General features: G+C 55.7%; 25 protein-coding genes. 11 read left to right on the top strand and 14 right to left on the bottom strand.

Annotated elements, in window-relative coordinates; translation table 11 throughout:
• Positions 1–176: 176 nt before the first annotated feature.
• Positions 177–1142 (top strand): lipoyl synthase, encoded by a 966-nt coding sequence (lipA, locus tag GNG26_RS05910; RefSeq protein WP_103824200.1) that lies wholly within the window; start codon positions 177–179, stop codon positions 1140–1142.
• Positions 1143–1227: 85 nt separating this feature from the next.
• Here the strand turns inward: lipA and tatE are convergent, their stop codons facing one another.
• The gene (gene tatE / locus GNG26_RS05905) at positions 1228–1431 is read right to left on the bottom strand and encodes a twin-arginine translocase subunit TatE (protein WP_103824199.1); all 204 of its coding nucleotides are present in this window, start codon (positions 1429–1431) and stop codon (positions 1228–1230) included.
• Positions 1432–1556: 125 nt separating this feature from the next.
• Positions 1557–2345, bottom strand: a complete 789-nt coding sequence (locus GNG26_RS05900; RefSeq protein WP_156238056.1) for a deaminated glutathione amidase — start codon at positions 2343–2345, stop codon at positions 1557–1559.
• A 65-nt stretch (positions 2346–2410) separates the two neighbouring features.
• Here GNG26_RS05900 and crcB point away from each other — a divergent pair, with 65 nt between their 5' ends.
• The gene (gene crcB, locus GNG26_RS05895) at positions 2411–2794 is read left to right on the top strand and encodes a fluoride efflux transporter CrcB (RefSeq protein WP_156238055.1); all 384 of its coding nucleotides are present in this window, start codon (positions 2411–2413) and stop codon (positions 2792–2794) included.
• A gap of 219 nt (positions 2795–3013) precedes the next feature.
• Here crcB and cspE read toward each other — a convergent pair whose 3' ends face one another.
• Complete coding sequence (gene cspE, locus GNG26_RS05890) at positions 3014–3223, bottom strand: transcription antiterminator/RNA stability regulator CspE (RefSeq protein WP_002439184.1); 210 nt, start codon at positions 3221–3223, stop codon at positions 3014–3016.
• A 190-nt stretch (positions 3224–3413) separates the two neighbouring features.
• Positions 3414–3989, bottom strand: coding sequence for a lipid IV(A) palmitoyltransferase PagP (gene pagP / locus GNG26_RS05885; protein WP_370463891.1), 576 nt, complete (start codon positions 3987–3989; stop codon positions 3414–3416).
• Positions 3990–4801: 812 nt separating this feature from the next.
• On the opposite strand from pagP, the gene dcuC reads away from it, so the two are divergent.
• Complete coding sequence (gene dcuC, locus GNG26_RS05880; RefSeq protein ID WP_156238054.1) at positions 4802–6175, top strand: anaerobic C4-dicarboxylate transporter DcuC; 1374 nt, start codon at positions 4802–4804, stop codon at positions 6173–6175.
• An 88-nt stretch (positions 6176–6263) separates the two neighbouring features.
• Positions 6264–7073 (top strand): ribonuclease I, encoded by an 810-nt coding sequence (rna, locus tag GNG26_RS05875; protein ID WP_156238053.1) that lies wholly within the window; start codon positions 6264–6266, stop codon positions 7071–7073.
• A 4-nt stretch (positions 7074–7077) separates the two neighbouring features.
• On the opposite strand, the gene GNG26_RS05870 is transcribed toward rna, so the two are convergent.
• Complete coding sequence (locus tag GNG26_RS05870) at positions 7078–7698, bottom strand: flavin reductase family protein (protein ID WP_156238052.1); 621 nt, start codon at positions 7696–7698, stop codon at positions 7078–7080.
• A gap of 397 nt (positions 7699–8095) precedes the next feature.
• Between GNG26_RS05870 and rnk the strand changes: the two genes are divergently transcribed.
• Positions 8096–8506 (top strand): nucleoside diphosphate kinase regulator, encoded by a 411-nt coding sequence (gene rnk / locus GNG26_RS05865; protein ID WP_103178653.1) that lies wholly within the window; start codon positions 8096–8098, stop codon positions 8504–8506.
• Positions 8507–8577: 71 nt separating this feature from the next.
• Here the strand turns inward: rnk and GNG26_RS05860 are convergent, their stop codons facing one another.
• The gene (locus GNG26_RS05860) at positions 8578–9816 is read right to left on the bottom strand and encodes a zinc-dependent alcohol dehydrogenase (protein ID WP_114315638.1); all 1239 of its coding nucleotides are present in this window, start codon (positions 9814–9816) and stop codon (positions 8578–8580) included.
• Between the two features lie 225 nt (positions 9817–10041).
• On the opposite strand from GNG26_RS05860, the gene uspG reads away from it, so the two are divergent.
• Complete coding sequence (gene uspG / locus GNG26_RS05855; RefSeq protein WP_103824192.1) at positions 10042–10470, top strand: universal stress protein UspG; 429 nt, start codon at positions 10042–10044, stop codon at positions 10468–10470.
• Positions 10471–10526: 56 nt separating this feature from the next.
• On the opposite strand, the gene ahpF is transcribed toward uspG, so the two are convergent.
• Together ahpF and ahpC are read right to left on the bottom strand one after the other, a co-directional pair.
• The gene (gene ahpF, locus GNG26_RS05850; RefSeq protein WP_103824191.1) at positions 10527–12092 is read right to left on the bottom strand and encodes an alkyl hydroperoxide reductase subunit F; all 1566 of its coding nucleotides are present in this window, start codon (positions 12090–12092) and stop codon (positions 10527–10529) included.
• 188 nt (positions 12093–12280) lie between these two features.
• Complete coding sequence (ahpC, locus tag GNG26_RS05845; protein WP_103178649.1) at positions 12281–12844, bottom strand: alkyl hydroperoxide reductase subunit C; 564 nt, start codon at positions 12842–12844, stop codon at positions 12281–12283.
• A gap of 902 nt (positions 12845–13746) precedes the next feature.
• Between ahpC and GNG26_RS05840 the strand changes: the two genes are divergently transcribed.
• Positions 13747–14661, top strand: a complete 915-nt coding sequence (locus tag GNG26_RS05840) for a LysR family transcriptional regulator (protein WP_156238051.1) — start codon at positions 13747–13749, stop codon at positions 14659–14661.
• Between the two features lie 84 nt (positions 14662–14745).
• On the opposite strand, the gene GNG26_RS05835 is transcribed toward GNG26_RS05840, so the two are convergent.
• Positions 14746–15906, bottom strand: coding sequence for a pyridoxal phosphate-dependent aminotransferase (locus tag GNG26_RS05835; RefSeq protein ID WP_156238050.1), 1161 nt, complete (start codon positions 15904–15906; stop codon positions 14746–14748).
• A gap of 125 nt (positions 15907–16031) precedes the next feature.
• Here GNG26_RS05835 and GNG26_RS05830 point away from each other — a divergent pair, with 125 nt between their 5' ends.
• Genes GNG26_RS05830 through GNG26_RS05820 form a run of 3 tightly spaced genes read left to right on the top strand, consistent with a single transcriptional unit; the run spans position 16032 to position 17871 of the window.
• On the top strand, positions 16032–16646 hold the full coding sequence (locus GNG26_RS05830; RefSeq protein ID WP_156238049.1) for a methylthioribulose 1-phosphate dehydratase: 615 nt from the start codon (positions 16032–16034) through the stop codon (positions 16644–16646).
• A complete protein-coding gene (gene mtnC, locus GNG26_RS05825) occupies positions 16643–17332 on the top strand; it encodes an acireductone synthase (protein ID WP_156238048.1) in 690 nt (229 codons plus the stop codon). The genes GNG26_RS05830 and mtnC overlap by 4 nt, the downstream gene beginning before the upstream one ends.
• Positions 17329–17871, top strand: coding sequence for an acireductone dioxygenase (locus GNG26_RS05820; RefSeq protein WP_156238047.1), 543 nt, complete (start codon positions 17329–17331; stop codon positions 17869–17871). Before mtnC ends, GNG26_RS05820 begins: the two co-directional genes overlap by 4 nt.
• Positions 17872–17935: 64 nt before the next feature.
• Here GNG26_RS05820 and mtnA read toward each other — a convergent pair whose 3' ends face one another.
• The gene (gene mtnA / locus GNG26_RS05815) at positions 17936–18964 is read right to left on the bottom strand and encodes an S-methyl-5-thioribose-1-phosphate isomerase (protein WP_156238046.1); all 1029 of its coding nucleotides are present in this window, start codon (positions 18962–18964) and stop codon (positions 17936–17938) included.
• A 105-nt stretch (positions 18965–19069) separates the two neighbouring features.
• Between mtnA and mtnK the strand changes: the two genes are divergently transcribed.
• The gene (mtnK, locus tag GNG26_RS05810; protein WP_156238045.1) at positions 19070–20269 is read left to right on the top strand and encodes an S-methyl-5-thioribose kinase; all 1200 of its coding nucleotides are present in this window, start codon (positions 19070–19072) and stop codon (positions 20267–20269) included.
• A gap of 91 nt (positions 20270–20360) precedes the next feature.
• On the opposite strand, the gene GNG26_RS05805 is transcribed toward mtnK, so the two are convergent.
• The 4 genes from GNG26_RS05805 to GNG26_RS05790 form a co-directional block, all read right to left on the bottom strand.
• Positions 20361–21602, bottom strand: coding sequence for an LVIVD repeat-containing protein (locus tag GNG26_RS05805; RefSeq protein ID WP_197080132.1), 1242 nt, complete (start codon positions 21600–21602; stop codon positions 20361–20363).
• Between the two features lie 85 nt (positions 21603–21687).
• Positions 21688–22752, bottom strand: coding sequence for a sugar ABC transporter substrate-binding protein (locus GNG26_RS05800; protein ID WP_156238044.1), 1065 nt, complete (start codon positions 22750–22752; stop codon positions 21688–21690).
• 20 nt (positions 22753–22772) lie between these two features.
• A complete protein-coding gene (locus GNG26_RS05795; RefSeq protein WP_156238043.1) occupies positions 22773–23768 on the bottom strand; it encodes an ABC transporter permease in 996 nt (331 codons plus the stop codon).
• Positions 23765–25267 carry a sugar ABC transporter ATP-binding protein gene (locus tag GNG26_RS05790; RefSeq protein ID WP_156238042.1) on the bottom strand — a complete coding sequence of 501 codons (1503 nt, stop codon included), beginning with the start codon at positions 25265–25267 and terminating at the stop codon, positions 23765–23767. Before GNG26_RS05790 ends, GNG26_RS05795 begins: the two co-directional genes overlap by 4 nt.
• Between the last annotated feature and the right edge of the window lie 68 nt (positions 25268–25335).

Genomic DNA, 25335 nt, shown 5'->3' with positions numbered 1-25335 from the left:
GCCGCACAAAAGGCTTAAAACAACAACTATTTTACAATTTGGCGACCGGGCAGGCTGCTTTATCGTCCGTATCAATGATATACTGCCTGTCGTTCGTTCAAAAATAGTTGATAAATACAACATTCCCTTGAATTGAAACGCTTTCCTTCGATATTCGCAACTGGAAGACGCACGCTATGAGTAAACCCATTGTGATGGAACGCGGTGTTAAATACCGCGATGCCGATAAAATGGCCCTAATCCCGGTTAAAAACGTGGCTACGGAGCGCGAAGCGCTGTTAAGAAAACCGGCATGGATGAAAATCAAACTTCCGGCGGACTCTTCGCGTATTCAGGGAATCAAAGCGGCGATGCGCAAAAACGGCCTTCACTCCGTTTGTGAAGAAGCCTCCTGCCCGAACCTCGCTGAATGTTTTAACCACGGCACCGCGACTTTCATGATCCTCGGCGCTATCTGTACCCGCCGTTGCCCATTCTGCGACGTTGCCCACGGACGTCCTGTTGCCCCGGACGCCAATGAACCCCAGAAACTGGCGCAGACCATTGCCGATATGGCGTTGCGCTATGTGGTCATCACCTCCGTCGACCGTGACGATCTGCGCGACGGCGGCGCTCAGCACTTTGCTGATTGCATCACCGCCATTCGTGAAAAAAGCCCATCCATCAAGATTGAGACCCTGGTTCCGGACTTCCGTGGCCGTATGGATCGCGCGCTGGAAATTCTCAATGCCAACCCGCCAGATGTCTTTAACCACAATCTGGAAAACGTACCGCGCCTCTATCGTCAGGTGCGCCCGGGTGCAGATTACAACTGGTCACTGAAGTTGCTGGAGCGCTTTAAAGAAGCCCATCCGGATATCCCGACAAAATCGGGTCTGATGGTCGGTCTGGGTGAAACCAACGAAGAGATCATTGAAGTGATGCGCGATCTGCGTCGTCATGGCGTCACCATGCTGACGCTGGGCCAGTATCTGCAGCCAAGCCGTCACCACCTGCCGGTGCAGCGTTACGTGAGTCCGGAAGAGTTTGACGAGATGAAAGCCGAAGCGATGGCAATGGGCTTCACCCATGCAGCCTGCGGTCCGTTCGTCCGTTCCTCTTACCACGCCGATATGCAGGCGAAAGGCGAAGAAGTGAAGTAAACCCGTCACAAAAGTTTACAGTTCATCCATAAAAAAACCGGCTTACAGGCCGGTTTTTTTTATCAAACGCTTTAACGTGTTGCCGTTACTCTTTGTGAGAGAGCTTTTCGGCAGCGATATCTGCATCGGCACTTCTTTTCGCCGTTGCATCATCCTCGTTCATCGCCTTTTTAAAGCCTTTGATGGCAGCACCCAGGTCTCCGCCCAGCGTACGTAATTTTTTGGTACCAAACAGCAGGACAACCAGTGCGGCTACCACCAGCAGTTTGGTAATACTAATCTCACCCATAGATACCTTCTTGACGTAAACAGGCTGCATTTCGCGCCTTAAAAACCCGACCTTATTAACGGTCATTTAGCGCCCGCACACAATAGCAATCTGTAACAAGGTGAATCAAGCGTTGTTTAAAAAACTCACAATAATTGCGGTGGCGCGAAACGTCGGTTGCGCAGGACCGGCAACTGCTGACGCGCATGGGTGATACGCTCACGGTTGATTTCAGCCAGCAACAGTGCCGGACCTTCAGCCGCGGCCGCAATGGTCACGCCCAGAGGGTCGATAATGCGGCTCTGACCGATGTTCTTATTGCCGCACTCGCCTGCTGCGATCACATAGCAGGTTGTGTCCAGCGCCCGGGCCGCCAGCAGCGTAGACCAGTGGTGCTCCTTGAGCGACCCTCTGACCCATGCCGCAGGTAAAACTAATACTTCTGCTCCCGCCAGCGCCAGATTCAATGCCATCTCCGGGAAGCGCAAATCGTAGCAGGTCATCAGCCCCAGATGGATGCCGTCAATCTCAATCAGGGGCGGCACAACCGAGCCCGCATCAACCAGACGGGATTCCTGAATACTGAACGCATCATAAAGGTGGAGTTTGGCGTACTGGGCAATGATTCTGCCGTCGCGCAGGGCGACAAGGGTATTAATCGCTCTGCCTGCGGTTGAAGGAACATGCACGGTCAGTACTGTGGTCAGGTGATTACGCGCGCTCTCCTCCAGCAGCCGGGTCATAAAGCCACCGTCGAGCGGCTGAGCGGACTTTACGGAGAGGTCGGGATCGTTATCATCGCGCGCCAGCAGCGCTTCGGGCAGCACCAGCAGCGATGCCCCCTGCTCTGCCGCCTGCGCCATTAGCGACACGCAGGTTTCGGCATTTTTTTGCCAGTCCGCTGTTACTGCAAATTGTCCAACCGCAACGTACATATTTTCCCCCTGCATCAAACGGCGTTACACTCATAGCCCTACACATCAAACAGCAGGTATTGTTCGTGTTTCAACTACTTTTAGCCGTTTTTATCGGTGGGGGCACAGGAAGCGTGGCGCGCTGGCTGTTAAGCATGCGGTTTAACCCCCTGCATCAGCAAATCCCGTTCGGCACGCTGGCAGCGAATCTCACGGGTGCCTTTATCATTGGCCTGGGGCTGGCGTGGTTCAACAGGATGACCCACATCGATCCGGTCTGGAAATTATTGATCACCACCGGCTTCTGCGGCGGGCTCACAACGTTCTCGACCTTTTCGGCTGAAGTGGTGTTTCTGTTGCAGGATGGCCGCGCCGCGTGGGCGCTGCTGAACATTGCGGTCAATCTGCTGGGCTCGCTAATGATGACCGCGCTCGCATTTTGGTTAGTTTCTGCGATTAACGCGCATTAAAAAGGCGGCCCTTAATGTTGGCTTAATTTTTCTCAGGCACCCTTGAGGCAGTTGACTGAGAGGGCGTGAGAATGAAAGAGAAAATGGCAAGCGCAGGGGCGGTGATGCTGAGCATACTGATAATCGCCAGCTTTCTGAAACTGTACATGTTTAGCTGAGCTGAAACGAAAAAAACCCGCTCAATGAGCGGGTTTTGGAATTCTTGCTGTCTCGTCTGAATTACAGAGCGATTACGTTAGCAGCAGAAGGGCCTTTGGCACCGTTAGTGATTTCAAACTCAACGCGCTGACCTTCAGCCAGAGTTTTGAAACCATTGCTCTGGATTGCAGAGAAGTGTACGAACACGTCTTTGCTGCCATCTTCCGGAGTAATGAAACCGAATCCTTTGGACTCATTAAACCACTTAACGTTACCTTTAATCTTAGACATCAAAATTACCTTTACATGAAAATTGGACACAAATGCTGTGTCGGGTATCAGTACAACAATTGTTAGCGGTTTTGTCCAGTGGCTTTTTGAAGAAAAGTGACAAAAGTCGCGTTAATTTTTCCTCCCCAATTTTTATCCTTTACTATTCAATAACTGGCTATTAAATCGCCAGCGTGTAAAGTTTTTTCAGTTAAAACTGAAACCGCATCCAGGCGAAGTAAACGTTGCCGTTGTTATAGGTGCCGGGGATGTAGGTCATCTGGAAGGTTGCCGGGCCATATCCCACAGAAGCCAGCGGCAAGAGCACCGGTATGGGAATGTAATTCCAGTTATCGCGGGCCGTCACGCCAGTGGTATAGCCAAGCCCCAGATGGACCTTATCATTCGATAGCGGTCGCCAGGTTTTTTCCCAGCCGTAACCCGCTACAGGCTCCCACTTATTGTAGGAATCCTTAAACGCCATCATGTAGAGGCCGTGCCAGTTACCTTTTTCATCCCAGCGTGACTGTCCGAACCCTGCTCCCCAGGGGCGCTCATTGTGGCGATCGGTCTTCTCTTTGTCATAAGCGAAGCGGGCATGCCAGGTTATGGCAGGCACATAGAGATCGTAATGCTGCGGCTTTTGCCAGGTTTGTTTTACATTATTCGTGAAGGTGCTCACCCAACTGTCGGAGGACGTTACGTCTTGTGCAGTCGCTACAGTAGAAAAAGAAACCTCAGCCAAAATAACAGAAAAAATTAAAATAAATTTATTAACAACTCTCACGATATTATTACCAATTATATATTCACTGCATGTTTGCGCACAGAATATGCTCATTGATATTCGCGAGGTATGCCCTTTTACTTTATTAATCATTAACGCCGCATAAAAAAACCCTGAAAATAGCTTGCACCTGATATTAATTAAACAGCAATTAAGCAAAACTAATACTGAGACGACAGGTTATTTACCGCCGAGATAATTAAAATCGGTAATGCAGCACGGTAAGCCGCTGCGGCCCCGGCATCGCAGCGCAACAGGGGAGCCGCGGGCGTTGCAGCAGCGCACACACGCAGAACAGCCTCTTCCTGCAGGGCCTTCATTGATATCGTTTTTCCGCTATTGCTTTTCCTGAGCGATCTATTTCCCGTCACACCCAAAAGCCACGACAGACAATAATTCTGCAATTACATTTAATTATTTTTAAAGACCCAGCTAACGAGCACACATATTATTACCCGCGTTAAACCAGGGTATTTTTACGACAGTCTGAACCCGCTGCTTTTCCTCCAGCGGCAGAGACGAATTATGCGCAACCGGCAGTGAAACCTTTTACACAAGCGATTTTAAAAAGCGCAGACGCAAGCCTCATAACGGTTTAACATTCGTACCACAATCGCGTTTGCGCATACGCGCAGGCACCATCGGCGAAGAGAATGAGCCCGGCCACAGCAAAATCGGAAACATTGCCCCTCTAGTAGCCGATTTATTGATTTTAGTCAGCGAGACCGGGCCATTATTTCGGCACATTTTGTCACCTTATTTTCATTGCTACTTATCCTTCGCTCTGGGGGCGTCGGGAAACAGAGGAAACCATGCTAACGTTTATCGAGCTCCTGATCGGGGTGGTTGTCATTGTCGGCGTCGCCCGCTACATCATTAAGGGTTACTCCGCTACCGGGGTGCTGTTTGTCGGTGGTCTGACTCTGCTGATTGTCAGTGCCCTGATGGGTCACAAGGTGCTGCCATCCAGCGCCACCAGCACCGGTTACACCGCAACTGATATCATTGAATACATCAAAATCCTGCTGATGAGCCGCGGTGGCGATCTGGGGATGATGATCATGATGCTCTGTGGGTTTGCCGCCTATATGACCCACATCGGCGCCAACGATATGGTCGTTAAGCTGGCCTCAAAGCCGCTGAGCTATATCAACTCCCCTTACCTGCTGATGATTGCCGCCTATTTTGTCGCCTGCCTGATGTCACTGGCCGTATCGTCAGCGACGGGCCTCGGCGTACTGTTGATGGCAACCTTGTTCCCGGTAATGGTCAACGTGGGAATTAGCCGAGGTGCGGCGGCGGCCATCTGTGCCTCTCCGGCAGCGATTATTCTCTCCCCCACCTCCGGTGACGTGGTGCTGGCCGCTAAAGCCGCCGAGATGCCGCTGATCGATTTCGCCTTTAAAACCACCCTGCCGATCTCTATTGCCGCCATTATCGGCATGGCAATTGCGCACTTCTTCTGGCAGCGCTACCTCGATAATAAAGAGAACATCTCGCACGAACGCCTCGACGTCAGCGAAATCACCACCACGGCCCCCTCCTTCTATGCCATTCTGCCGTTTACGCCCATCGTCGGCGTGCTGATTTTCGACGGCAAGTGGGGCCCGGAACTGCATATCATCACCATTCTGGTGCTCTGCATGCTGATTGCCGCGCTGCTGGAATTTGTTCGCGGCTTCAATACGCAGAAGGTCTTTAGCGGCCTGGAAGTGGCGTACCGCGGCATGGCGGATGCCTTCGCCAGCGTGGTGATGCTGCTGGTCGCAGCCGGGGTCTTTGCCCAGGGGCTGAGCACTATCGGCTTTATCCAGAGCCTGATCTCTATCGCTACCTCGTTTGGTTCAGCGAGTATCATCCTGATGATGGTGCTGGTCGTTCTGACCATGCTGGCGGCGATGACCACCGGCTCCGGTAATGCGCCGTTCTACGCCTTCGTGGAGATGATCCCGAAACTGGCGCACTCGTCAGGTATTAACCCGGCCTATCTCACTATTCCGATGCTGCAAGCCTCCAACCTGGGCCGCACCATCTCCCCGGTTTCCGGTGTAGTGGTTGCCGTTGCCGGGATGGCAAAGATTTCGCCGTTCGAAGTGGTAAAACGCACCTCGGTTCCGGTGCTGGTTGGACTGATTATCGTGATTATTGCCACGGAAGTGCTGGTGCCTGGCACCGCCGTAGGCTAAGCCACGCCACAGCATAAAGCGCCTGCGGGCGCTTTTTGTGCTTTAATAAGCACCAGCAATATTTTGCCTTCAACCATCAGGAATTGACATGTTCAGAAAGGATTTCGTTTTGCCTGTCAGCGTCACCGCAGTTGCGCTGTGCGCTTTCCCGGCGCAGGCCGCCCCGCTTCAGGCGACGCAATACGCGGATTTCGATCGCTACGTGCTGGCGCTCTCATGGCAATCTGGTTTTTGCCAGAGCCTGCATGACCGCAACCGCGCAGCGCCAGATGAGTGCCGCCTGCAAAAAGAGCGTGACGACAAAACGACGATCCTCACCGTTCATGGCCTGTGGCCGGGCTTGCCGAAATCTATCGCCGCCCGCGGCGTCGACGATCGCCGCTGGATGCGCTATGGCTGCGCCACCCGCCCCATTCCCAATATGCCGGAAGCAAAAGCCAGCCGTAAATGCGACGCCGCCGAGACCGGCCTGTCGCTGACCGGAGCCGCGAAGCTGAACGAAGTGATGCCCGGCGCAGGCGGCAACTCCTGCCTCGAACGTTACGAATATGCCAAACACGGCGTCTGCTTTGGGTTCGATCCCGACGCCTATTTCGGCACCATGGTGCGCATGAACCAGGAAGTCAAAGCCAGCCCGCTGGGGCAGTTCCTTGCGGCCAACTACGGCAAAACCGTCACCCGCAGCGCCTTTGACGCCGCCGTCGCCAGAAGCTGGGGGCCGACAACGGTGAAAGCTGTCAAGCTCAGCTGCAGCGGTAATCCGGCCTATCTCACGGAAGTACAGCTTTCCCTCACCGCGGCCAGCATCAACGCCCCGCTGACAACCTCCTCATTTGTGCCACAGCCGCATCCGGGCAACTGTGGCAAACAGTTCGTGATCGACAAAATCGGTTACTGAGATCTTACCCTTTTCGTGCGTCCGGGCGGACCAGGTCAAAGCGTTGATCCTCGCTAATGGCGAAGTACGCCGTCGGGCCACCGGCGCGCAGCACCGGCTGCGCTTTCGCCGTCTGATAGATCCCGTCCTGCAGCAGGTTTTCGTCAATGTGGACTCCCACCACTTCCCCCAGCACGAGCCAGGTATCGACCGGAGCGCCGCTGGCGGCAGTCAGCTGGATACACTGGGACAGGCGGCACTCAAAGTTGACCGGACTTTCGGCGACGCGCGGCACCTTCACCACCTGGCTCTCCGCTTTGGTCAGCCCGGCACGTAAAAATTCATCCTCCCCGTGCGCAAGGCTGGCAGAGGTCTCATTCATGGCGCTGGCCAGCTCACGGGTGGTGAGATTCCAGACAAACTCCCCGGTCTCGACAATATTGCGCACGCTGTCCTTCCAGCCGGTGCTGGCAAAACCGATGATGGGCGGATGGTAATTAAAACAATTGAAGAAGCTGTAGGGGGCCAGATTGGGGCGTCCTTCAGGATCGCACGAGGCAATCCAGCCAATCGGACGTGGGCCAACAATGGCATTGAGTGGATCGTGCGGCAGGCCGTGTCCCTGGGAAGGTTGATAAAAGTACATAGCGCTCTCTGAACAGGTTTGGAATGTAAACCGGCAGGCACGGATTACGCTTCGCTCATCCCCCTGCCCCAAGAGGATCAGCGTAACGCAATCCGTATGAAATGAAGAATGAATATTTGTCGTTTATCGACGCTTATCAGCAGCGCTCACTTTGTAAGGGCGCATAAAAAGGATAATCCAAATCGACGAACGATCACGTTTTTCGTACAAAATTCATACTATCGAGGCAGATGATAGCCCGGAACTCAATCCACGCCATGAATGTGACAGCCATCACTTCAAACCCGGGCGCAGACTCAGTATTATCAGTTAACGTTAAACCCTCGCTACCGGATGGCGAGGGTTTTCTTTTGGCATCTTCTGCGGTTGTCGCAGCATTAACGACATGGAGTAAATAATGTCCAGACCCACCATTATCATTAACGAACTCGATGCTGAACGTATCGACCGCCTGCTGGAGCAACCGGCCTTTGCATCGCTGCCCGTCGCAGATGCCCTGAACGCTGAACTGGATCGTGCCCAGATGTGTGCCCCGCAGGACATGCCGTCCGACGTGGTCACCATGAACAGCCAGGTGAAATTCCGCGATCTGACCACCGGGGAAGTGCGTACCCGCACGCTGGTCTACCCGGCGCAGATGACCGACAGCAGCACGCAACTGTCGGTCCTGGCACCGGTGGGGGCCGCGTTGATTGGCCTGCGTACCGGCGACACTATCCACTGGGAACTGCCAGGCGGTACTGCCACGCATCTGGAGGTGCTGGAACTGCTCTGGCAGCCTGAAGCGGCAGGCGAATACCTGCGCTAAGCCCATCTGAATAAGCGTTTACGCGCTTAACCCAGAGGATGCCCGGGCATCCTCTTTCCGGCCTTCCGCGATCAGATCACGCCGCCAGGCATAGGGTTGACCAGCCCCGTGACCCGCTCTTTTGCCACTTCCGCGCTTTGTGCACCAGGTACCAGAATAATTTTCCGGCAATCTTCCTGACGCTTATCAAAGATCTCATACCCGCGAGCCGCCTCTTCAAACGGCATATAGTGGGTGACGATCTCTTCTGGCGTGAGCAGCCCCTGCTCGATCAGCGGCAACAGTTCACCCAGCCAGGCATGAACGTCAGTCTGCCCCATTTTAAAGGTGAGCCCTTTGTCAAAGGCATCGCCAAACAGGAAACCATGAATAAAGCCGGCATAGACGCCCGGCACGCTGACGATCCCACCGCGCCGTACCGCAGCAATACACTGCCGCAGGGCTTTACCGCTGCTGCCCTCGAGCTTGAGGTTGGTCAGCACCGTTTCGGTGGTGCTCCCTTTCGCCTCAAAACCTACCGCATCGATAACAGCATCCACCCCACGCTGGCCCCGGGTCTGCTCAATGATTTTTTCTGCGGCATCGTCGTCGCGATCAAAGTTAATCGGGATAGCGCCGTACCGGTCCTGGGCGAAGCGCAGTCGGTAGTCGTGATGATCGACGATAAAAATCTGTTCAGCCCCGAGATAACGTGCGCAGGCAACGGTCAGGAGGCCTACTGGCCCGGCGCCAAACACCGCGACGCTGCTGCCCTGAGTAATCTGGGCATTTTTGGCGGCCTGCCAGGCGGTGGGCAGGATGTCCGACATGAACAGGGCCTTATCATCTGACAGCAGCGGCGGCACCTTAAAGGGGCCGACGTTGCCTTTTGGCACGCGGACATATTCCGCCTGGCCGCCGGGCACGCCACCGTAAAGATGGCTATAGCCAAAAAGCGCAGCCGGAGGTGGGATCTGTTTTTTATTCAGGGAGGCGCCGCGCCCGCTGTTGGTATTTTCACAGGCGGCATAATGCTGCATGCGGCAGAAAAAGCAGTCGCCGCAGGCAATGACAAAGGGGATCACCACGCGATCGCCCTTAGCGAGGTTTTTCACCTCTCGGCCGGTCTCCACCACTTCCCCCATAAACTCATGGCCGAAGATATCGCCATGTTCCACCTTAGGGATCTTCCCATGATAGAGGTGCAGATCAGAACCGCAGATCGCGGTGGCGGTAATGCGCAGGATAATATCGTCAGCTTGTTCGATGGCCGGATCGGGTACCGTTTCAACCTTAACGTTATGTGGGCCATGATACGTCAATGCTTTCATTCGACCTCCGGATTCAGAGAAAAAATGCGGGCTTACCTTAAAAGGGTAGCCATCAGCGGGGATATACCGGGAAATTGCACGGCTTTGGGATTATTCCTGGCCTGCAAGCGCGACGGCAGAACAACAACAAGCGGGACGATATTAAAAAATGCCTGCCAGCTATCAGAATTTGCTTATATTTTGTGTTTGAATGGATTAAGCGTAAATAAACAGGGAGAAACGGTTATGTACCAGACGATTATTATGCCGGTAGATGTTTTTGAGATGGAATTGAGCGACAAGGCGATTCGCCATGCTGAATTCCTGGCGCAACAGGATGGTATTATTCACTTACTGCATGTTTTACCGGGATCTGCCACCTTCGGATTGCATCGCTTCGCCGCGGACATGCGCCGCTTTGAAGAGCATATCGAAAAAGAAGCACAAGCCCGGTTAAAAACCATGATCGGCCATTTCAGCATCGACTCATCACGACTCAGAACCCATGTCTGTTTTGGGAATGTGCGTGACGTAGTGAATGAGATGGCCAGCGAGCTGAAGGCCGATATCGTGGTGATCGGGTCGCGTAACCCGTCAATCTCCACCCATCTGCTGGGGTCGAACGCCTCCAGCGTGATTCGCCACGCCTTTGTGCCGGTGCTGGTCGTGAGATAAAAAAAAGAGGCTACCTCAGGGTAGCCTCTTTACAGTGCAGGTGTTGTCTTACGTTCTTATGCTGTTTTGGTACGAATCAGATGATCAAAGGCGCTCAGTGACGCTTTCGCCCCTTCGCCGGTGGCGATGATGATCTGCTTGTACGGTACGGTGGTGCAGTCGCCCGCCGCAAATACGCCCTTCACGCTGGTTTCACACTTGGCGTCGATGATGATCTCGCCCATGCGGTTACGCTCAATGGCGCCTTCCAGCCAGGTAGTGTTCGGCAGCAGACCAATCTGAACGAAGATCCCGGCCAACGCTACGCTGTGCACATCGCCGCTCACGCGGTCGCGGTACTCAAGACCGGTCACTTTGCTGCCATCGCCTTTCACTTCGGTGGTCTGGGCGTTCAGGATGATGTCGACGTTGTTCAGGCTACGCACTTTATCCTGCAGAACCTGATCGGCTTTCATCTCCGGCGCAAACTCCAGCAGCGTAACGTGCTCCACGATACCGGCGAGGTCGATTGCCGCTTCCACACCGGAGTTACCGCCACCAATTACCGCCACGCGCTTGCCTTTAAACAGCGGGCCGTCGCAGTGTGGGCAGTAGGTCACCCCTTTGGTGCGATACTGCTCTTCGCCAGGCACGTTCATGTTGCGCCATTTAGCACCGGTGGCAATGATGACGCTGCGTGCTTTCAGCACCGCACCAGACGCTGTCTCAATCTCGTGGAAGCCGCCTTCCTGCGCCGCAGGCACCAGTTTGCTGGCGCTCTGGCTGTCGATCACATCCACTTCATATTCGCTGACGTGCGCTTTCAGGGCGCCAGCCAGTTTCTGTCCTTCGGTTTTAGGTACGGAGATGTAGTTTTCAATATCTACTGTATCCAGTACCTGGCCGCCAAAGCGTTCGCCCATCAGACCGGTGCGAATACCTTTACGGGCAGAATAAACCGCAGCCGCCGCACCCGCAGGGCCGGAACCGACGATCAGCACATCATAGGCATCACGCTTGTTCAGCTCTTCTGCCGCACGTTTTTCAGCGCCGGTATCCACTTTAGCGACGATTTCAGCCAGCGTCATACGACCCTGACCAAACTCTTTACCGTTCACAAATACCGCCGGGACGCCCATCACGTTACGATCGGTGATTTCGTTCTGGAACACCCCACCGTCGATGGCGGTGTGTTTGATGCGCGGGTTCAGCACCGCCATCAGGTTCAGCGCCTGCACTACGTCCGGGCAGTTATGGCAGGAGAGCGAGTAGTAGGTTTCGAACTCAAAATCACCATCCAGATCGCGGATCTGCTCAAGCAATGCCTGCGCTTCTTTCGACGGATGACCGCCGGTCCACAGCAGGGCCAGCACCAGTGAGGTAAATTCGTGTCCCAGCGGAGAACCGGCAAAGCGCGGCCCCTGGGTTGAACCTGGGTTGGTGATCAGGAAAGAGGGTTTACGCACCGCAAGCGCGTTATCTTCCTTAAAAGTGACCTTTTCGGACAGGTCGGCGATCTCCGCCAGCAGTTCCTTGATTTCTGCCGATTTAGCGCTGTCATCCAGCGTGGCAATCAGCTCAACAGGTTTGGTCAGCTTCTCAAGGTAGGCTTTGAGCTGGGTTTTCATATTTGTGTCGAGCATTCTTTATCTCCTGCTTAAAAAACATCATCATGCAAGCGGCCTAATCCTGGCTGCCTGAGTGCAACTTGCATCATGGTGCTGGAATGAAATGGGCGCGGATGCGCCCATTGAATGCCGGGTGGCACTTCGTTTACCCGGCCTACGTTTTGTAGGCCCGTGCAAGCGCAGCGCCGCCGGGCGTTGCAGACTTAGATTTTACCAACCAGGTCTAAAGAAGGTGCGAGGGTCGCGTCGCCTTCTTTCCATTTCGCCGGGCAGACTTCGCCTGGGTGAGAAGCAACGTACTGAGCAGCTTTCACTTTACGCAGCAGGTCAGATGCGTCACGGCCGATGCCTTCAGCTGTAACTTCTACCGCCTGGATGATGCCCTGCGGGTCAACGATGAAGGTACCACGGTCTGCCAGACCCTGATCTTCACGCATGTTGTCAAAGTTACGGGTCAGGGCGCCAGTTGGGTCGCCGATCATCGCATATTTGATTTTCGCGATGGTTTCAGAGCTGCTGTGCCATGCTTTGTGAGTGAAGTGGGTGTCAGTAGAGACAGAGTAGATATCTACGCCCAGCTTCTGGAACTCGCTGTAGTGGTCAGCAACGTCACCCAGTTCAGTCGGGCAGACGAAGGTGAAGTCAGCTGGATAGAAGAAGAAGACGCTCCAGCGACCTTCGGTATCTTTCTCGGTAACTTCGATGAATTCACCGTTTTTGAACGCCTGGTTTTTGAAAGGTTTGATTTTGGTATTAATTAAAGACATCTGTACTTCCTCCGTGTTTTCGTTGAGGTGTAAGGTACCTAACTTTGCCGATCCGAGCCAATGCGTTTGCATTATCAAATCAATCAGCGATACCTAACAACCCTGCACAAGAAACTGCGTGAACTAAAAAAGTAAAAAGGCCGCCTTGACGGCGGCCCTGATACCCGACTAACCCGAGGGCTCTTCGGAGCCAGCCACGCTGGCGATGTGTTGCGCTCTACATGACCTTTAGCAAGGCCGTAACAGCGAAGAGGATTACACCACCCACCCCAGCAAAGGGCAATTAGCATAGACGTTGTAATACCTATGGCTGTGATAGGTTTTATCTAATCATCTCTTTGTTATTGATTTTATAAGCATTTAAAATGCGCCTATCACGCTCTCGCCATTTTTCGCCCATGCTGGAGAGTAACCCGCACCGTTAACGCTTTTCGCCGCCAAAGGCTCTGCCATAACCTGGCGCGATTATGCACAGTCCAGCAGTAAAACGTTCCTGAACACTCCCCCAGCCCCGACATCCTTACGTTTAAAAAAGCTGAAAGGTCACGAAGCCATTAAGGATGCTCTGGATGCCGCAGTTCCTTCAGCTATCTATTACATGAATAATGGAATAAATGACAGGGAGCCGCATGATTACTGAATGCTAAGCAACGCAAATTAACGCGTGCCAGCACCTGACAAAGAGTCAAGGGGGAATATCAATATTCCCCCCCATTTTATTTGACTAAAATTATTCACTTCTGGGCTAGCTTGTTTATTCAATTAATCTGCAACCATGATATATTAAGTACAAATTCAAGCGTCGTTAAGTCAGCTATTCTAATGGATAATGAATATCTGGCTAACCTTTATAGTTATATTATATATGCCACTTATGGCAAAACAGCTTATCAGGATGAGTTATGGCTAATCTTTATGACCTCAAAAAATTTGACTTAAATCTTTTGGTGATTTTTGAGTGTATATATCAACATCTTAGTATCAGTAAGGCTGCGGAGACGCTTTTTATTACCCCTTCCGCCGTCAGCCAGTCCTTGCAGCGGTTGAGAAACCAGCTCAACGATCCGCTCTTCATCCGGGCGGGAAAAGGCATCACCCCTACCACCGTTGGCATTAACCTGCATAAACATCTGGAAGAGAACCTGAACCAGATTGAGCAAACCATCAACATCATGCACTCCTCCGCTCTCAAAAAGAGCCTGGCGGTATACGCACCGCAAGTGCTGACGCCGGACCGGCTGTTCGGATCCATGAAGATGCTGATTCGTGAACACAATTATGAGATTGAGTACCACGATCTGTTATTGTGTAAAGAGAGCGCTGACGATCTGCTGGCCTATCGCAAAGCCGATCTGGTCTTCTCCTTTTCCCCTATAAACAATCGTTCGGTTATCTGTAGTCACTTCGTCACTGTTCCCGTTGTGTTAGTCTGTCGGCAGACGCACCCCCGCATCGGCGAGTCGGCAACCTTAGAGCAGCTGAACGAAGAGAAGTTTACCTACTTCATGACCAATGAATCTGGAATAAACCAGTTCCGTGCAGAATCGCATCAACATTTCCCGGATAGAAAATATGGTTTCCGTAGCGACTCTTTCTTCTCGCTTATTAACATGATCAGCTCTTCCAATTTGCTGGGTTACATCCCTGAAATTGCCTATAACCAATACCGCGACACCCTTAAGCTCAGAAAAGTCAACGCTCCTTTTGCGCTGCCCGATCTGAACATTTATATGATGTATAACCGCACTTCGGTAACAAGTAAGGTTTTTTCGAGTTTTATTGAGCAACTCAGCTCAGATGGCTTTAAGTATGATTAATGCTGGTAATGATCACCTGCGTCATTATAAATATGCCAGATTAATAATTCTGGCATATTGAATCCAGTTATTTAGTTCGCAGACTTATAATGCGCAAAGACGTTTTGCGGCGGCCAGCAGAGTGCTTTCCTGTTTAGCAAAACAGAGCCGAATTAATTTATGCGGGAATGGGTCGGCGCAGAATACCGAAAGAGGGATAGCTGCTACCCCCGCCTCTTTCGTCAACCATTTGCAGAAAGTGACGTCATCCAGATCGGAAATCGCACTGTAGTCCGCCAGCAGGAAATAGGTGCCTTCGCAGGGCAAAATTTCCAGCCGGCTGTCTCGCAGCGCGTCGATAAACAGATCCCGACGAGCACGATAAAAATCCGGCAGCTCACGGTAATGTTCTGGCTGGTTACGCAGCATATCGGCAATCGCCAGCTGTGCCGGGGTGTTGACCGCAAAAGTCAGGAACTGATGCACCTTACGCAGTTCGGCGCTAATGGCCGCTGGCGCCACGCAGTACCCTACCTTCCAGCCGGTCATATGGAACGTTTTACCAAACGAGGAGACGGCAATGGCCCGCTCGCGCAGCTGTGGATGCGCCAGCACGCTGGCATGCCCCGCCTCTGCAAAGCAGATATGCTCGTACACTTCATCGCTCAACACATAGATTTCGCGTTCCGCAATGGCCTGCCAGAGCGCAGCGAAATCTGCCTGCTGCCATACCGTGGCAGAAGGATTGTGCGGCGTATTCAAAATCACCAGCCGGGTTTTGCCACTCAGCAGCGCCGCGAAGGCCTGCCAGTCCGGGCGAAAATGCGGCGGCTGGAGCGCCACGCGTTTCACCACGCCACCCGATAACGCAATCGCAGGGGCATAGCTGTCGTAGCTTGGGTCAAAGCAGATCACCTCGTCGCCGGTACGCACCAGGGCGGTGATCGCGGCGTAGAGGGCTTCGGTCGCCCCGGCGGTGACGGTGATATCGCTGTTGGCATCCGGTTGATAGCCATACAGTTCCGCGGTTTTATCGGCAATCGCTTCGCGCAGCGGTTGCGCCCCCGTCATTGGCGCATACTGGTTTGCGCCGTTCGCCACATGATAAGCCAGACGTTGCTGAAGGTAGTCCGGGCCATCGAAATCAGGAAAACCCTGCGACAGATTAATGGCGTTGCATTGCTGCGCCAGAGCACTCATTTGCGTGAAGATCGTGGTGCCGAGAGCTGGGAGTTTACTCTCCGGAATCAAGGAGTTATTACGCATGTCGACGGACCTGTATGTAATACAAATGTTGCTGCCACTATAACACGATGCTAGTATTTGGCAATCAAGACGCTTAGACGTCTAAATCATAATGATATTCCTGGCCGAAGAGGTAATAAAGGAAGATGACAGACAACCTGCAACTCACAGCCCTGGTGGATGCCTGCCACTGGATCGGCGCAAAGGGCTGGGCCCCCGCCACCGGGGGTAACATGTCCGTGCGGCAGGATGACACCTGGTGCTGGCTCAGCGAATCCGGTAAAGACAAAGGCAGCCTGACGCCCGCTGACTTCCTGCAGGTTGAGATCGCCACCAACCGCGCCCCCTCCGGGCGTAAACCTTCCGCAGAAACTGGCCTGCATACTCTGATTTATCGCCTCTTCCCGGAGGCCAACGCGGTGCTGCATGTGCATACGGTTAACGCCACGGTGCTCTCCCGGCTGGTTAAAACGCCGGAGCTACGCCTCAGCGGCTTTGAGATGCAGAAATCACTCCGCGGCCAGACCAGCCACCTCGATACGGTGCCCATCGCCGTGTTTGATAACGACCAGGATATCGACGCCCTGGCCTCGCGAATCGCCCATTACGCCCAGGAATGTCCGCTGAATTATGGTTTTCTTCTGCGCGGTCATGGCTTAACCTGCTGGGGACGCGACGTGGCCGAAGCCCGGCGTCACCTTGAAGGCCTCGAATTCCTGTTCGAGTGCGAGATGCGTTTACGACAACTGGAGAGAGTATGATTCGCGCGATTGTGACGGATATTGAAGGCACCACCAGCGATATCCGTTTTGTCCACAATGTCCTGTTCCCTTATGCGCGCGAGCGGCTGGCAGCCTTTGTCAGCGCCCAGCAGTATGCCGAACCGGTCAATACCATTCTGGACAATCTGCGTGAAGAGATTGCTCAGCCGCAGGCCAGCACCCGCGATCTGATCGACACCCTGTTCGCCTTTATGGACGAAGACCGCAAATCAACGGCGCTGAAGGCGTTGCAGGGGATCATCTGGCGGGAGGGTTACGTCAACGGCGACTTCACCGGCCATCTCTATCCGGACGTTCTGCCCTCTCTCGAAAAATGGAAAGCGCAGGGCATTGATCTCTATGTTTATTCCTCCGGCTCCGTGGCGGCGCAGAAACTGTTATTTGGCTACAGCGACGAAGGTGATATTACTCATCTGTTCAGCGGCTATTTTGATACCCACATCGGTGCCAAGCGCGAGGTAGCGTCTTATCAGAATATTGCGGCCCAGATTGGCGCAACCCCCTCGCAGATCCTCTTCCTGTCGGATATTCATCAGGAGCTGGACGCCGCGGAACAGGCCGGTTTTCGCACCCTGCAGCTGATTCGCGGCGATGAGGACGGTGCCAGCCACCACCATCAGGTGCATCAATTTGACGACATCAATCCGGAGCAGATCCCTTCATGAGCGCATTGACCATTTATTCAGATAAAGAACCCAGCCAGCCGCAGTGGCACAGCACCGACGCTGAGGCGATCCAGCAGCAGCTGAACGCCCGCGGCGTTCGCTTTGAGCGCTGGGAAGCCGACCGCGACTTAGGCAGCGATCCGTCACCGGAGACGGTCATTAATGCCTACCAGCACGCCATCGATAAGCTGGTGGCGGAAAAGGGCTATCAGAGCTGGGATGTCATCAGCCTGCGCGCGGATAACCCGCAAAAAGAGGCCCTGCGGGCGAAGTTTCTCAATGAACACACCCATGGCGAAGATGAAGTGCGTTTCTTTGTCGAAGGCGCCGGGCTGTTCTGCCTGCACATTGACGACCAGGTCTATCAGGTTTTATGCGAGAAGAACGACCTCATCTCCGTCCCCGCCGGCACGCCGCACTGGTTTGATATGGGCTCTGAGCCGAACTTTACCGCAATCCGGATTTTCGATAACCCGGAAGGTTGGGTGGCGCAGTTTACGGGTGACGCGATAGCGGATGCGTATCCGCGGTTGCCTTAAGGTGCCCTGCCCCGGCCTACAAACGGTTGTAGGCCGGGTAAGCGTTAGCGCCACCCGGCATTATTCAGACCGCACCCTTGCCAAAAAATCCCTTCGCCACATCTTCCGGCCGCACCACACCCGTATCCAGCACCCAACCGCTAATTAACGCCGCAGGCGTGACGTCGAACGCCGGGTTATAGACCTGCGCCTCTTCAGGCGCCCACTGCACCGCACCGAAGCTCCCCGCCACGCCGGTCACTTCACGGGCATCGCGCTGTTCAATGGGGATCGCCTCACCGTTCGGGCAGTTCGGATCGAGCGTGGTTTGCGGGGCGGCCACATAGAAGGGAATACCGTGGAATTTCGCCAGCACCGCCAGGGAGTAAGTGCCGATTTTATTCGCCACGTCGCCGTTGGCGGCAATGCGATCCGCCCCCACCCACACCGCGTCCACCTGGCCTTTAGCCATCAGGCTGGCGGCCATTGAATCGGTGATAAGACTATACGGCACGCCCAGTTCACCCAGCTCCCAGGCCGTCAGCCTGCCGCCCTGCAACAGTGGACGGGTCTCATCCACCCAGACGTTGCTGACCTTGCCCTGCTGATGCGCCAGAGCAATCACCCCCAGCGCCGTGCCTACGCCCGCCGTCGCCAGCCCGCCGGTATTGCAGTGGGTGAGCAGGCGGCTGCCGGGCTTCACCAGCGCGCTGCCTCCATGGGCAATCGCGTCACAGAGCTGCCTGTCTTCTTCAATCAGGCGCAGCGCCTCTGCCCCCAGCGCCGGGACAAAATCCTCCTGCCACAGCGCCTGTTTCATGCGGTCGAGATTGTTCATCAGGTTGACCGCGGTCGGACGCGAGGCGCGCAGGGTCTCCAGCGCCACCGCCAGTTCATCCCGGCTGTGGCCGTTTTCCGCCAGCAGCGCCAACAGCAGGCTGGCAGACAGGCCAATCAACGGCGCACCGCGCACGCGCAGGGCGTGAATATGCCCTACCAGTGCCTCTACCGTTGTCGCATCCAGCCAGCGTTTCTCCTGCGGAAGCGCCTGTTGGTCGAGAATAAATAGCTGATTTTCCGTCACCCGCAGGCTGGTCGTCTGTAATCTCTGCATGTCGTTAATTCTCTGTTGCGTTGTTGTAGCACATTGTGTCAGGATAAAATTCAGATGTATAGACGTCTAAATGTCTTTATTACCGGAACAGATGAGGAACAGGCAATGTCGCAATACCATACCTTTACCGCTCAGGACGCCGTAGCGTATGCCCAACAGTTTGGCGGCCTCGACGATCCCACCTCGCTGGTGGAGGCGCAGGAGGTAGGCGACGGCAATCTCAATCTGGTGTTTAAAATTTTCGATAACGCAGGCGTCAGCCGCATCATCGTTAAGCAGGCCCTGCCCTACGTACGCTGTGTGGGGGAATCCTGGCCGCTAACGCTGGATCGCGCCCGTCTCGAAGCGCAAACCCTGGTGGAGCACTATCAGCACAGCCCGCAGCACACGGTCAAAATCTACCACTTCGACCCGGATCTGGCGGTAATGGTGATGGAAGACCTCTCCAGCCATAAGATCTGGCGCGGGGAGCTGATTAACAATGTGTTTTACCCCCAGGCGGCACGTCAGCTGGGGGAATACCTGGCTCATGCCCTGTTCCACACCAGCGATTTTTACCTGCATCCGCATACCAAAAAAGCGCAGGTGGCAAAGTTCCTCAACCCGGAAATGTGCGAGATCACCGAAGATCTCTTCTTCAACGATCCGTACCAGATCCACGCGCGTAATAACTACCCGACGGCTCTGGAAAGTGATGTCGCCGCCCTGCGCGAAGACGCCCAGCTGAAAATTGCCGTCGCCGCCCTGAAACACCGCTTCTTCTCCCAGGCCGAAGCGCTGCTGCATGGCGACATTCACAGCGGCTCAATTTTTGTCGCCGAGGGCAGCCTGAAGGCCATTGACGCCGAGTTCGGTTATTTCGGCCCGATTGGATTTGATATCGGTACCGCCATCGGCAACCTGCTGCTGAACTTCTGCGGCCTGCCGGGCCACCTCGGCATCCGGGATGCAGCGGCCGGGCGTGAACAGCGCCTGATCGATATCCAGGAACTCTGGAATACCTTCGCGGAACGTTTCCAGGCGCTGGCAACGGAGAAGTCCCGCGATGCGGCGCTCAGCGTGCCGGGTTATGCCAGCGCGTTTCTGAAAAAGGTCTGGCACGACGCCATTGGCTTCTGCGGTACAGAGCTGATCCGCCGCAGCGTGGGCCTGTCGCACGTGGCGGATATCGACACCATCCGTGATGACGAGATGCGCCACGAATGCCTGCGCCACGCCATCACCCTCGGTAAAGCGTTAATCGTGATTGCCGACCGTATCGACAGCGTGGATGAGCTGGTGGCAAGAGTGCGTCAGTACAGTTAAGTGCGGTCTGTTTGCCCGGTGGCGCTAACGCTTACCGGGCCTACGATTCGAATGTAGGCCGGGTAAGGCGAAGCCGCCACCCGGCAAAAACTCACCCCAGATACTCAATCACCGACAACCCGCCGTTGTAATCGGTGCTGTAGATAATCCCCTGGGCATCGACAAACAGATCGCAGGACTGGATCACCTGCGGACGGTTGGGTCGCGTATCCATCATCCTCTCCGGTGCGGCAGGCACCAGCGCCCCGGTTTCCACCGGACGATAGGGATCGGAGATATCGTACGCCCGCACCCCGGCGTTCTGGTAGGTGGCAAAAATCAGCGTTGAGCTGACAAAGCTCCCGGGGCGGTTCTCGTGCAGGTTATGCGGCCCGAAGTGTGCCCCTTTCGCCACATAATCCCGCTCGTTTGGCTGCGGGAAGGTGGAGATACTGACCGGATTCGACGGCTCGCGAATATCAAACAGCCAGATCAGCTTCTCTCCATCCTCCTGATTGTCGAGCACCGCTTCATCCAGCACCACCAGCAGATCCCGGTCCGGCAGCGGCAGCGCGGTGTGGGTGCCGCCGCCAAACGGCGGGCTCCAGTTGCGATGGCTGATCAATTTCGGCTGGCTGCGATCCTTTACATCCAGCAAGGTCAGGCCGCCGTCGCGCCAGCTGCCGTAGGCAGTATCCCCGGCGATAATCGCATGATGCAGGGCGTAGCGTTTGCCTTCCGGCCAGTTTGGGGTTTCGCCTGCCGCCTGGTTCATCCCCGGTAGCCACCAGCGTCCCGCCACTTCGGGTTTGCGCGGGTCCGCCAGATCGATGGTCAGGAAAATGTAATCGGTAAAGCCGTCGATCAGCGCCGAGACGTAGGCCCAGCGCCCGCCCACGTACCAGATGCGGTGAATGCCGATGCCACTTAGCGACAGGAAACTGATTTCCCGTGGCTTATCCGGGGTCGAAATATCAAAGATGCGCAGCCCGGCGCTCCAGCCTTTGTCCTGCACGTCACTGACCGTCTCCCCCACCTGGCGGGTGTAATAGACCTTTTCGTCAGCAAAGCGGGCATCGGCAAACAGATCCCGGGCGTTGATCACCAGCAGCAGGTCGTCATGGGCCTGCAGATGCACGTTCCAGGTGCCAGGCGGTGCGGGCACATAGCCCGCCGCCTTCGGGTTCTTCGGATCGCGCACGTCGACGATGGAAAAGCCCTGCGACACCATATGCCCAATATAGGCGAAGCCGCGATGCACCATCAGCTGTACGCCGTCCGGGCGTCCGCCCTGGTCGCTGTGGCCGATTAAGCGCATATTACGGCTGTATTCGGGGGTGGGTAATGCGGTCACGCAACCTCCTGTTGCCCGGTGGCGCTGCGCTTACCGGGCCTACAGTCCGTAGGCCGGGTAAGGCGCAGCCGCCACCCGGCAAAGTTTATTTTGCCTTCGCTTCTAACGTCGCGAACCACGGGGCGATAAAGTCGTCGGTCTGACCCCAGCCTGGAATGATCTTGCCTAAAGAGGCCACGTTCACCGCACCCGGCTGCGCCGACAGCAGCGCCTGCGGAATAGCCGCAGCTTTAAAGTCATAGGTTGCAGGCGTCGCTTCCCCGGCAATTTTGTTGGCGATCAGACGCACGTTCGTCGCGCCAATCAGCTTCGGATCGACCGCCACGCTCACTACCCACGGGCTGCCCGCTTCACGCATCAGCTGCAGATCCTGGTTGGAGATATCGATGCTGTAGAGTTTGATCTCGGTGCGGCCATTCTCTTTCAGCGCTTTATAAGCGCCCTGGCTGAAGGCATCCCAGGTGCCCCAGATAGCGTCGATCTTGCCTTTCGGGTATTTCGCCAGCACCGCGCCCACCTTGTTGGCGGTGTCGCCCTGCACATCGGACGATACCGCCCCGATGGACTCCAGCTCTTTAATGCCCGGGTTCGCCTTCAGCAGCGCCTGGTAAGCGGTCTGACGGCGCTCCATCGGTGGGAAGCCCGCCACCCACAGCTTGATGATGTTGGCCTTGCCGTTAAAATCCTTCACCAGCTGGCCGAACGAGAGGTTGGTCAGGGAGGCGTCATCCTGCTGGGTCACCGTCACGCCCGGGATCTCGCCGTTTACCGCAGTATCAAACACCGCCACCTTGATCCCGGCATCGACCGCCTTTTTCACCAGCGCGGTGGAGTACGGGTCACGCCCCTGAGAGAGAATAATCCCGTCATACTTCTGGCTGATGGCCTGGTTAACGAAGTCCTGGAATTTGGCATCGTCGCCGTTGCTTAAAAAGGTGCTGACCTTAAAGCCGAGCTTTTTCCCTTCCTGAATCGCCCCGGCCACAAACTGGGTGGTGTTGTCGTCAGAGCCGAGGTTACGGATCACCGCGATGCGGATCTGCCCCTCGTGGTTAGCAATGGCCGCTGGCACCGGCGCAGGCGTCGCCGCATAGCCCGGCAGTGAACTCAGTAATCCCAGCGTCAGCAAAGAGAGTGCAACTTTTTTCATTCTGTTATCCCGTTGTGTTGTTAGCGTTTTTGTACGTACGTCATCGCCAGTGCCACTGCAAGCACCAGCCCTTTTATAATGTCCATGGCGTAATAGGGTACCGAGAGCATCACCAGCCCGTTGGAGAGTACCCCGAGGATCACCGCCCCCACCAGGGTGCCCAGCGCGTTCGGTTTACCGGATCCCGCCAGCGAAAAGCCGATCCACGCCGCCGCCACCGCATCCATCAGATAGCCGCCGCCGGCATTCACCTGCGAGGAGCCAATGCGCGAGGCGAGCAGAATCCCGCCCAGCCCCGCCAGCAGCGAAGCGATCACATAGGCCGCCACCTTGTAGCGTGTGGTGCGGATCCCGGATAAGCGCGCCGCTTCCGGGTTACCGCCAATGGCGTACATCCGACGACCGTGGGTGGTGAGCGACAGCCCCAGCTGCGCCAGCAGCGTGACCGCCAGCATGATGATGACGATGGTCGGCACCTGCCCCAGCACGCCAAAGGCCGCCGGGATGGTCCCCTCCGTCATGTCGCCGCTCGGCAGGACCATGTTCTCGGTGATCGACCCGCCGTAGCTGTAGGTCATCGCCACCCCCTGAATCACAAACAGGCTGGCAAGAGTGGCAAGCATGTCGGGAATACGCAGGATGACAATCAAAAAGGCGTTAAACAGCCCCACCAGAGTACAGAGCGCGAGGGTGATCAGAATCGATTCGGTGGTGCCAAAGCCGTGCCAGACGAAGAGCGAGATCACCAGCGCATTCGCCAGCGACGCCGTCGACCCCACCGAGAGATCAAACCCGCCGATGGTCAACGAGATGGAGACCCCGACGGCAATCACCGTCACAATGGCGATGGAGCGCAGAATGTTGATGATGTTATTGGGGTCGAGGAAGTTCTCCGACGCCAGGCCGAAAATGGCCACCAGCGCGACCACCGTCAGCAACATGCCCCATTTGTAGAGAAAATCGAAAATGTGCTGACGGCCAGACGCCGCCGCATTGACTGAAAGGGCCTTGCTCACGACGCCGTTCCTCCGGTTGAATAATAAAGTAATGTCTCTTCACGGGCGCTTGCCCCGTCCACTTCCGCCACGATGCGCCCGTCCCACAGCACGCAGATGCGGTCGCACAGCCCCACCAGCTCAGCGAACTCGCCCGAGGCGTAAATCACCCCTTTGCCTTCCCGCGCCAGGCCGTCAATAAGCTGGAACAGATCGGTTTTGGCCTTCACGTCCACCCCTTTAGTGGGCTCGTCGAAGATCAGCACTTGGGCGTTGCCGCGCAGCCACTTGCCAATCGCCACTTTTTGCTGATTGCCGCCGGAAAGGCGGCGCAGGATCTGCCCTGGCCCGCGGGTGCGCACCCCCACCCGGGCGATCACCTCTTCCGCCCAGCGCCACGCCTGGCGATGTCCAAACAGACTCCAGCGTGAAAAGGTCTTATCCGCTGACACAGCCAGGTTCATGCTCACCGGCTCATCGATAAAGATGCCCTCTTTACGCCGCTCCTCCGGCACCAGCGCCAGCCCGCGCAGCACGGAGTCTGCCGGGTCGCGCGGCGTCCAGGGCTGATGGTTCAGCTCGCCCTTCGCCACCTGGCTTTTGGTCGCCCCAAAGAGCGCCTTGCAAAGTTCGGTTTTCCCGGCCCCCGCCAGCCCGGCGATGCCCAGGATCTCGCCTTTACGCAGATGCAGGGAGATATCCTTCAGCAGCCCTTCGTCGTGCAGCCCTTCCACCCGCAGCAGCGTTTCGCTGCTGTGCTTTGGTCGCGCAGGCGGGTAGATATCGCTCAGCTCATGGCCGAGCATCTTCTCGACGATCGCCTCCCCGCTGAGATCCGCCATCGGGCCGGACTCAATCAGCTTGCCGTCGCGCAGCACCGTTAAGGTGTCACAGATCGCCTTCAGCTCATGGATGCGGTGGGAGATAAACACCACCCCGATCCCCTGCTGTTGCAGGCGACGCACCACGGCGAACAGCCGCTCGCTCTCGTGGGCGTCCAGCGGCGCGGTAGGTTCGTCGAGAATAAGAAAGCGGCAGTGATGGGAGAGCGCCCGCGCCAGCAAAATTTGCTGCTTCTCCGCCAGGGTGCAACTGTCGATGGAACGTCGCACGTCGAGGGGGACGTCGAGCTGCGCCAGCGCCTGCCGGGCCTGCTCCCGCATCGCGCCCCAGCGAAAGCGGTGTCCCGGCTGCGCCAGATGGTCGAGCATGATGTTTTCTGCGATGCTGAGGCCGGGGATCAGCGCCACGTCCACCTCCTGCTGCACCAGGTGGATACCCAGCTGTTTGGCATCCACCGGCTCACGAATGACGACGGGATGATTGTTAATGCTGATTTCGCCCGTATAGTGGGCGTGCGTCCCGCACAGCACCGCCATCAGCGTGGACTTCCCGGCACCGTTCGCGCCCGTGAGCGCGTGTACCGATCCGCCCGTCAGGGTGAAATCCACCTGCGACAACGCCTGAAAGCCAGAAAAAGCCAGGCTGATGCCGCGCATCTCGAGGCGACTGAGTATCATCCGCTGCAATCCTGTATTAATCTTTTGATTTATAGAATTTTTCACAGCACTGGCTGGCTGGCAACGAC

It is taken from the genome of Leclercia sp. J807 (assembly GCF_009734465.1).
Lineage (GTDB): Bacteria > Pseudomonadota > Gammaproteobacteria > Enterobacterales > Enterobacteriaceae > Enterobacter.
This window is presented reverse-complemented; position numbering and strand designations above follow the sequence as displayed.

What these genes read in the sequence shown, in the direction of transcription:
- lipA (WP_103824200.1), top strand. Translation starts at nt 177, where the DNA reads ATGAGTAAACCCATTGTGATGGAACGCGGTGTTAAATACCGCGATGCC.
- tatE (WP_103824199.1), bottom strand. Translation starts at nt 1,431, where the DNA reads ATGGGTGAGATTAGTATTACCAAACTGCTGGTGGTAGCCGCACTGGTT.
- GNG26_RS05900 (WP_156238056.1), bottom strand. Translation starts at nt 2,345, where the DNA reads ATGTACGTTGCGGTTGGACAATTTGCAGTAACAGCGGACTGGCAAAAA.
- cspE (WP_002439184.1), bottom strand. Translation starts at nt 3,223, where the DNA reads ATGTCTAAGATTAAAGGTAACGTTAAGTGGTTTAATGAGTCCAAAGGA.
- dcuC (WP_156238054.1), top strand. Translation starts at nt 4,802, where the DNA reads ATGCTAACGTTTATCGAGCTCCTGATCGGGGTGGTTGTCATTGTCGGC.
- rna (WP_156238053.1), top strand. Translation starts at nt 6,264, where the DNA reads ATGTTCAGAAAGGATTTCGTTTTGCCTGTCAGCGTCACCGCAGTTGCG.
- GNG26_RS05870 (WP_156238052.1), bottom strand. Translation starts at nt 7,698, where the DNA reads ATGTACTTTTATCAACCTTCCCAGGGACACGGCCTGCCGCACGATCCA.
- rnk (WP_103178653.1), top strand. Translation starts at nt 8,096, where the DNA reads ATGTCCAGACCCACCATTATCATTAACGAACTCGATGCTGAACGTATC.
- GNG26_RS05860 (WP_114315638.1), bottom strand. Translation starts at nt 9,816, where the DNA reads ATGAAAGCATTGACGTATCATGGCCCACATAACGTTAAGGTTGAAACG.
- uspG (WP_103824192.1), top strand. Translation starts at nt 10,042, where the DNA reads ATGTACCAGACGATTATTATGCCGGTAGATGTTTTTGAGATGGAATTG.
- ahpF (WP_103824191.1), bottom strand. Translation starts at nt 12,092, where the DNA reads ATGCTCGACACAAATATGAAAACCCAGCTCAAAGCCTACCTTGAGAAG.
- ahpC (WP_103178649.1), bottom strand. Translation starts at nt 12,844, where the DNA reads ATGTCTTTAATTAATACCAAAATCAAACCTTTCAAAAACCAGGCGTTC.
- GNG26_RS05840 (WP_156238051.1), top strand. Translation starts at nt 13,747, where the DNA reads ATGGCTAATCTTTATGACCTCAAAAAATTTGACTTAAATCTTTTGGTG.
- GNG26_RS05835 (WP_156238050.1), bottom strand. Translation starts at nt 15,906, where the DNA reads ATGCGTAATAACTCCTTGATTCCGGAGAGTAAACTCCCAGCTCTCGGC.
- GNG26_RS05830 (WP_156238049.1), top strand. Translation starts at nt 16,032, where the DNA reads ATGACAGACAACCTGCAACTCACAGCCCTGGTGGATGCCTGCCACTGG.
- mtnC (WP_156238048.1), top strand. Translation starts at nt 16,643, where the DNA reads ATGATTCGCGCGATTGTGACGGATATTGAAGGCACCACCAGCGATATC.
- GNG26_RS05820 (WP_156238047.1), top strand. Translation starts at nt 17,329, where the DNA reads ATGAGCGCATTGACCATTTATTCAGATAAAGAACCCAGCCAGCCGCAG.
- mtnA (WP_156238046.1), bottom strand. Translation starts at nt 18,964, where the DNA reads ATGCAGAGATTACAGACGACCAGCCTGCGGGTGACGGAAAATCAGCTA.
- mtnK (WP_156238045.1), top strand. Translation starts at nt 19,070, where the DNA reads ATGTCGCAATACCATACCTTTACCGCTCAGGACGCCGTAGCGTATGCC.
- GNG26_RS05800 (WP_156238044.1), bottom strand. Translation starts at nt 22,752, where the DNA reads ATGAAAAAAGTTGCACTCTCTTTGCTGACGCTGGGATTACTGAGTTCA.
- GNG26_RS05790 (WP_156238042.1), bottom strand. Translation starts at nt 25,267, where the DNA reads ATGATACTCAGTCGCCTCGAGATGCGCGGCATCAGCCTGGCTTTTTCT.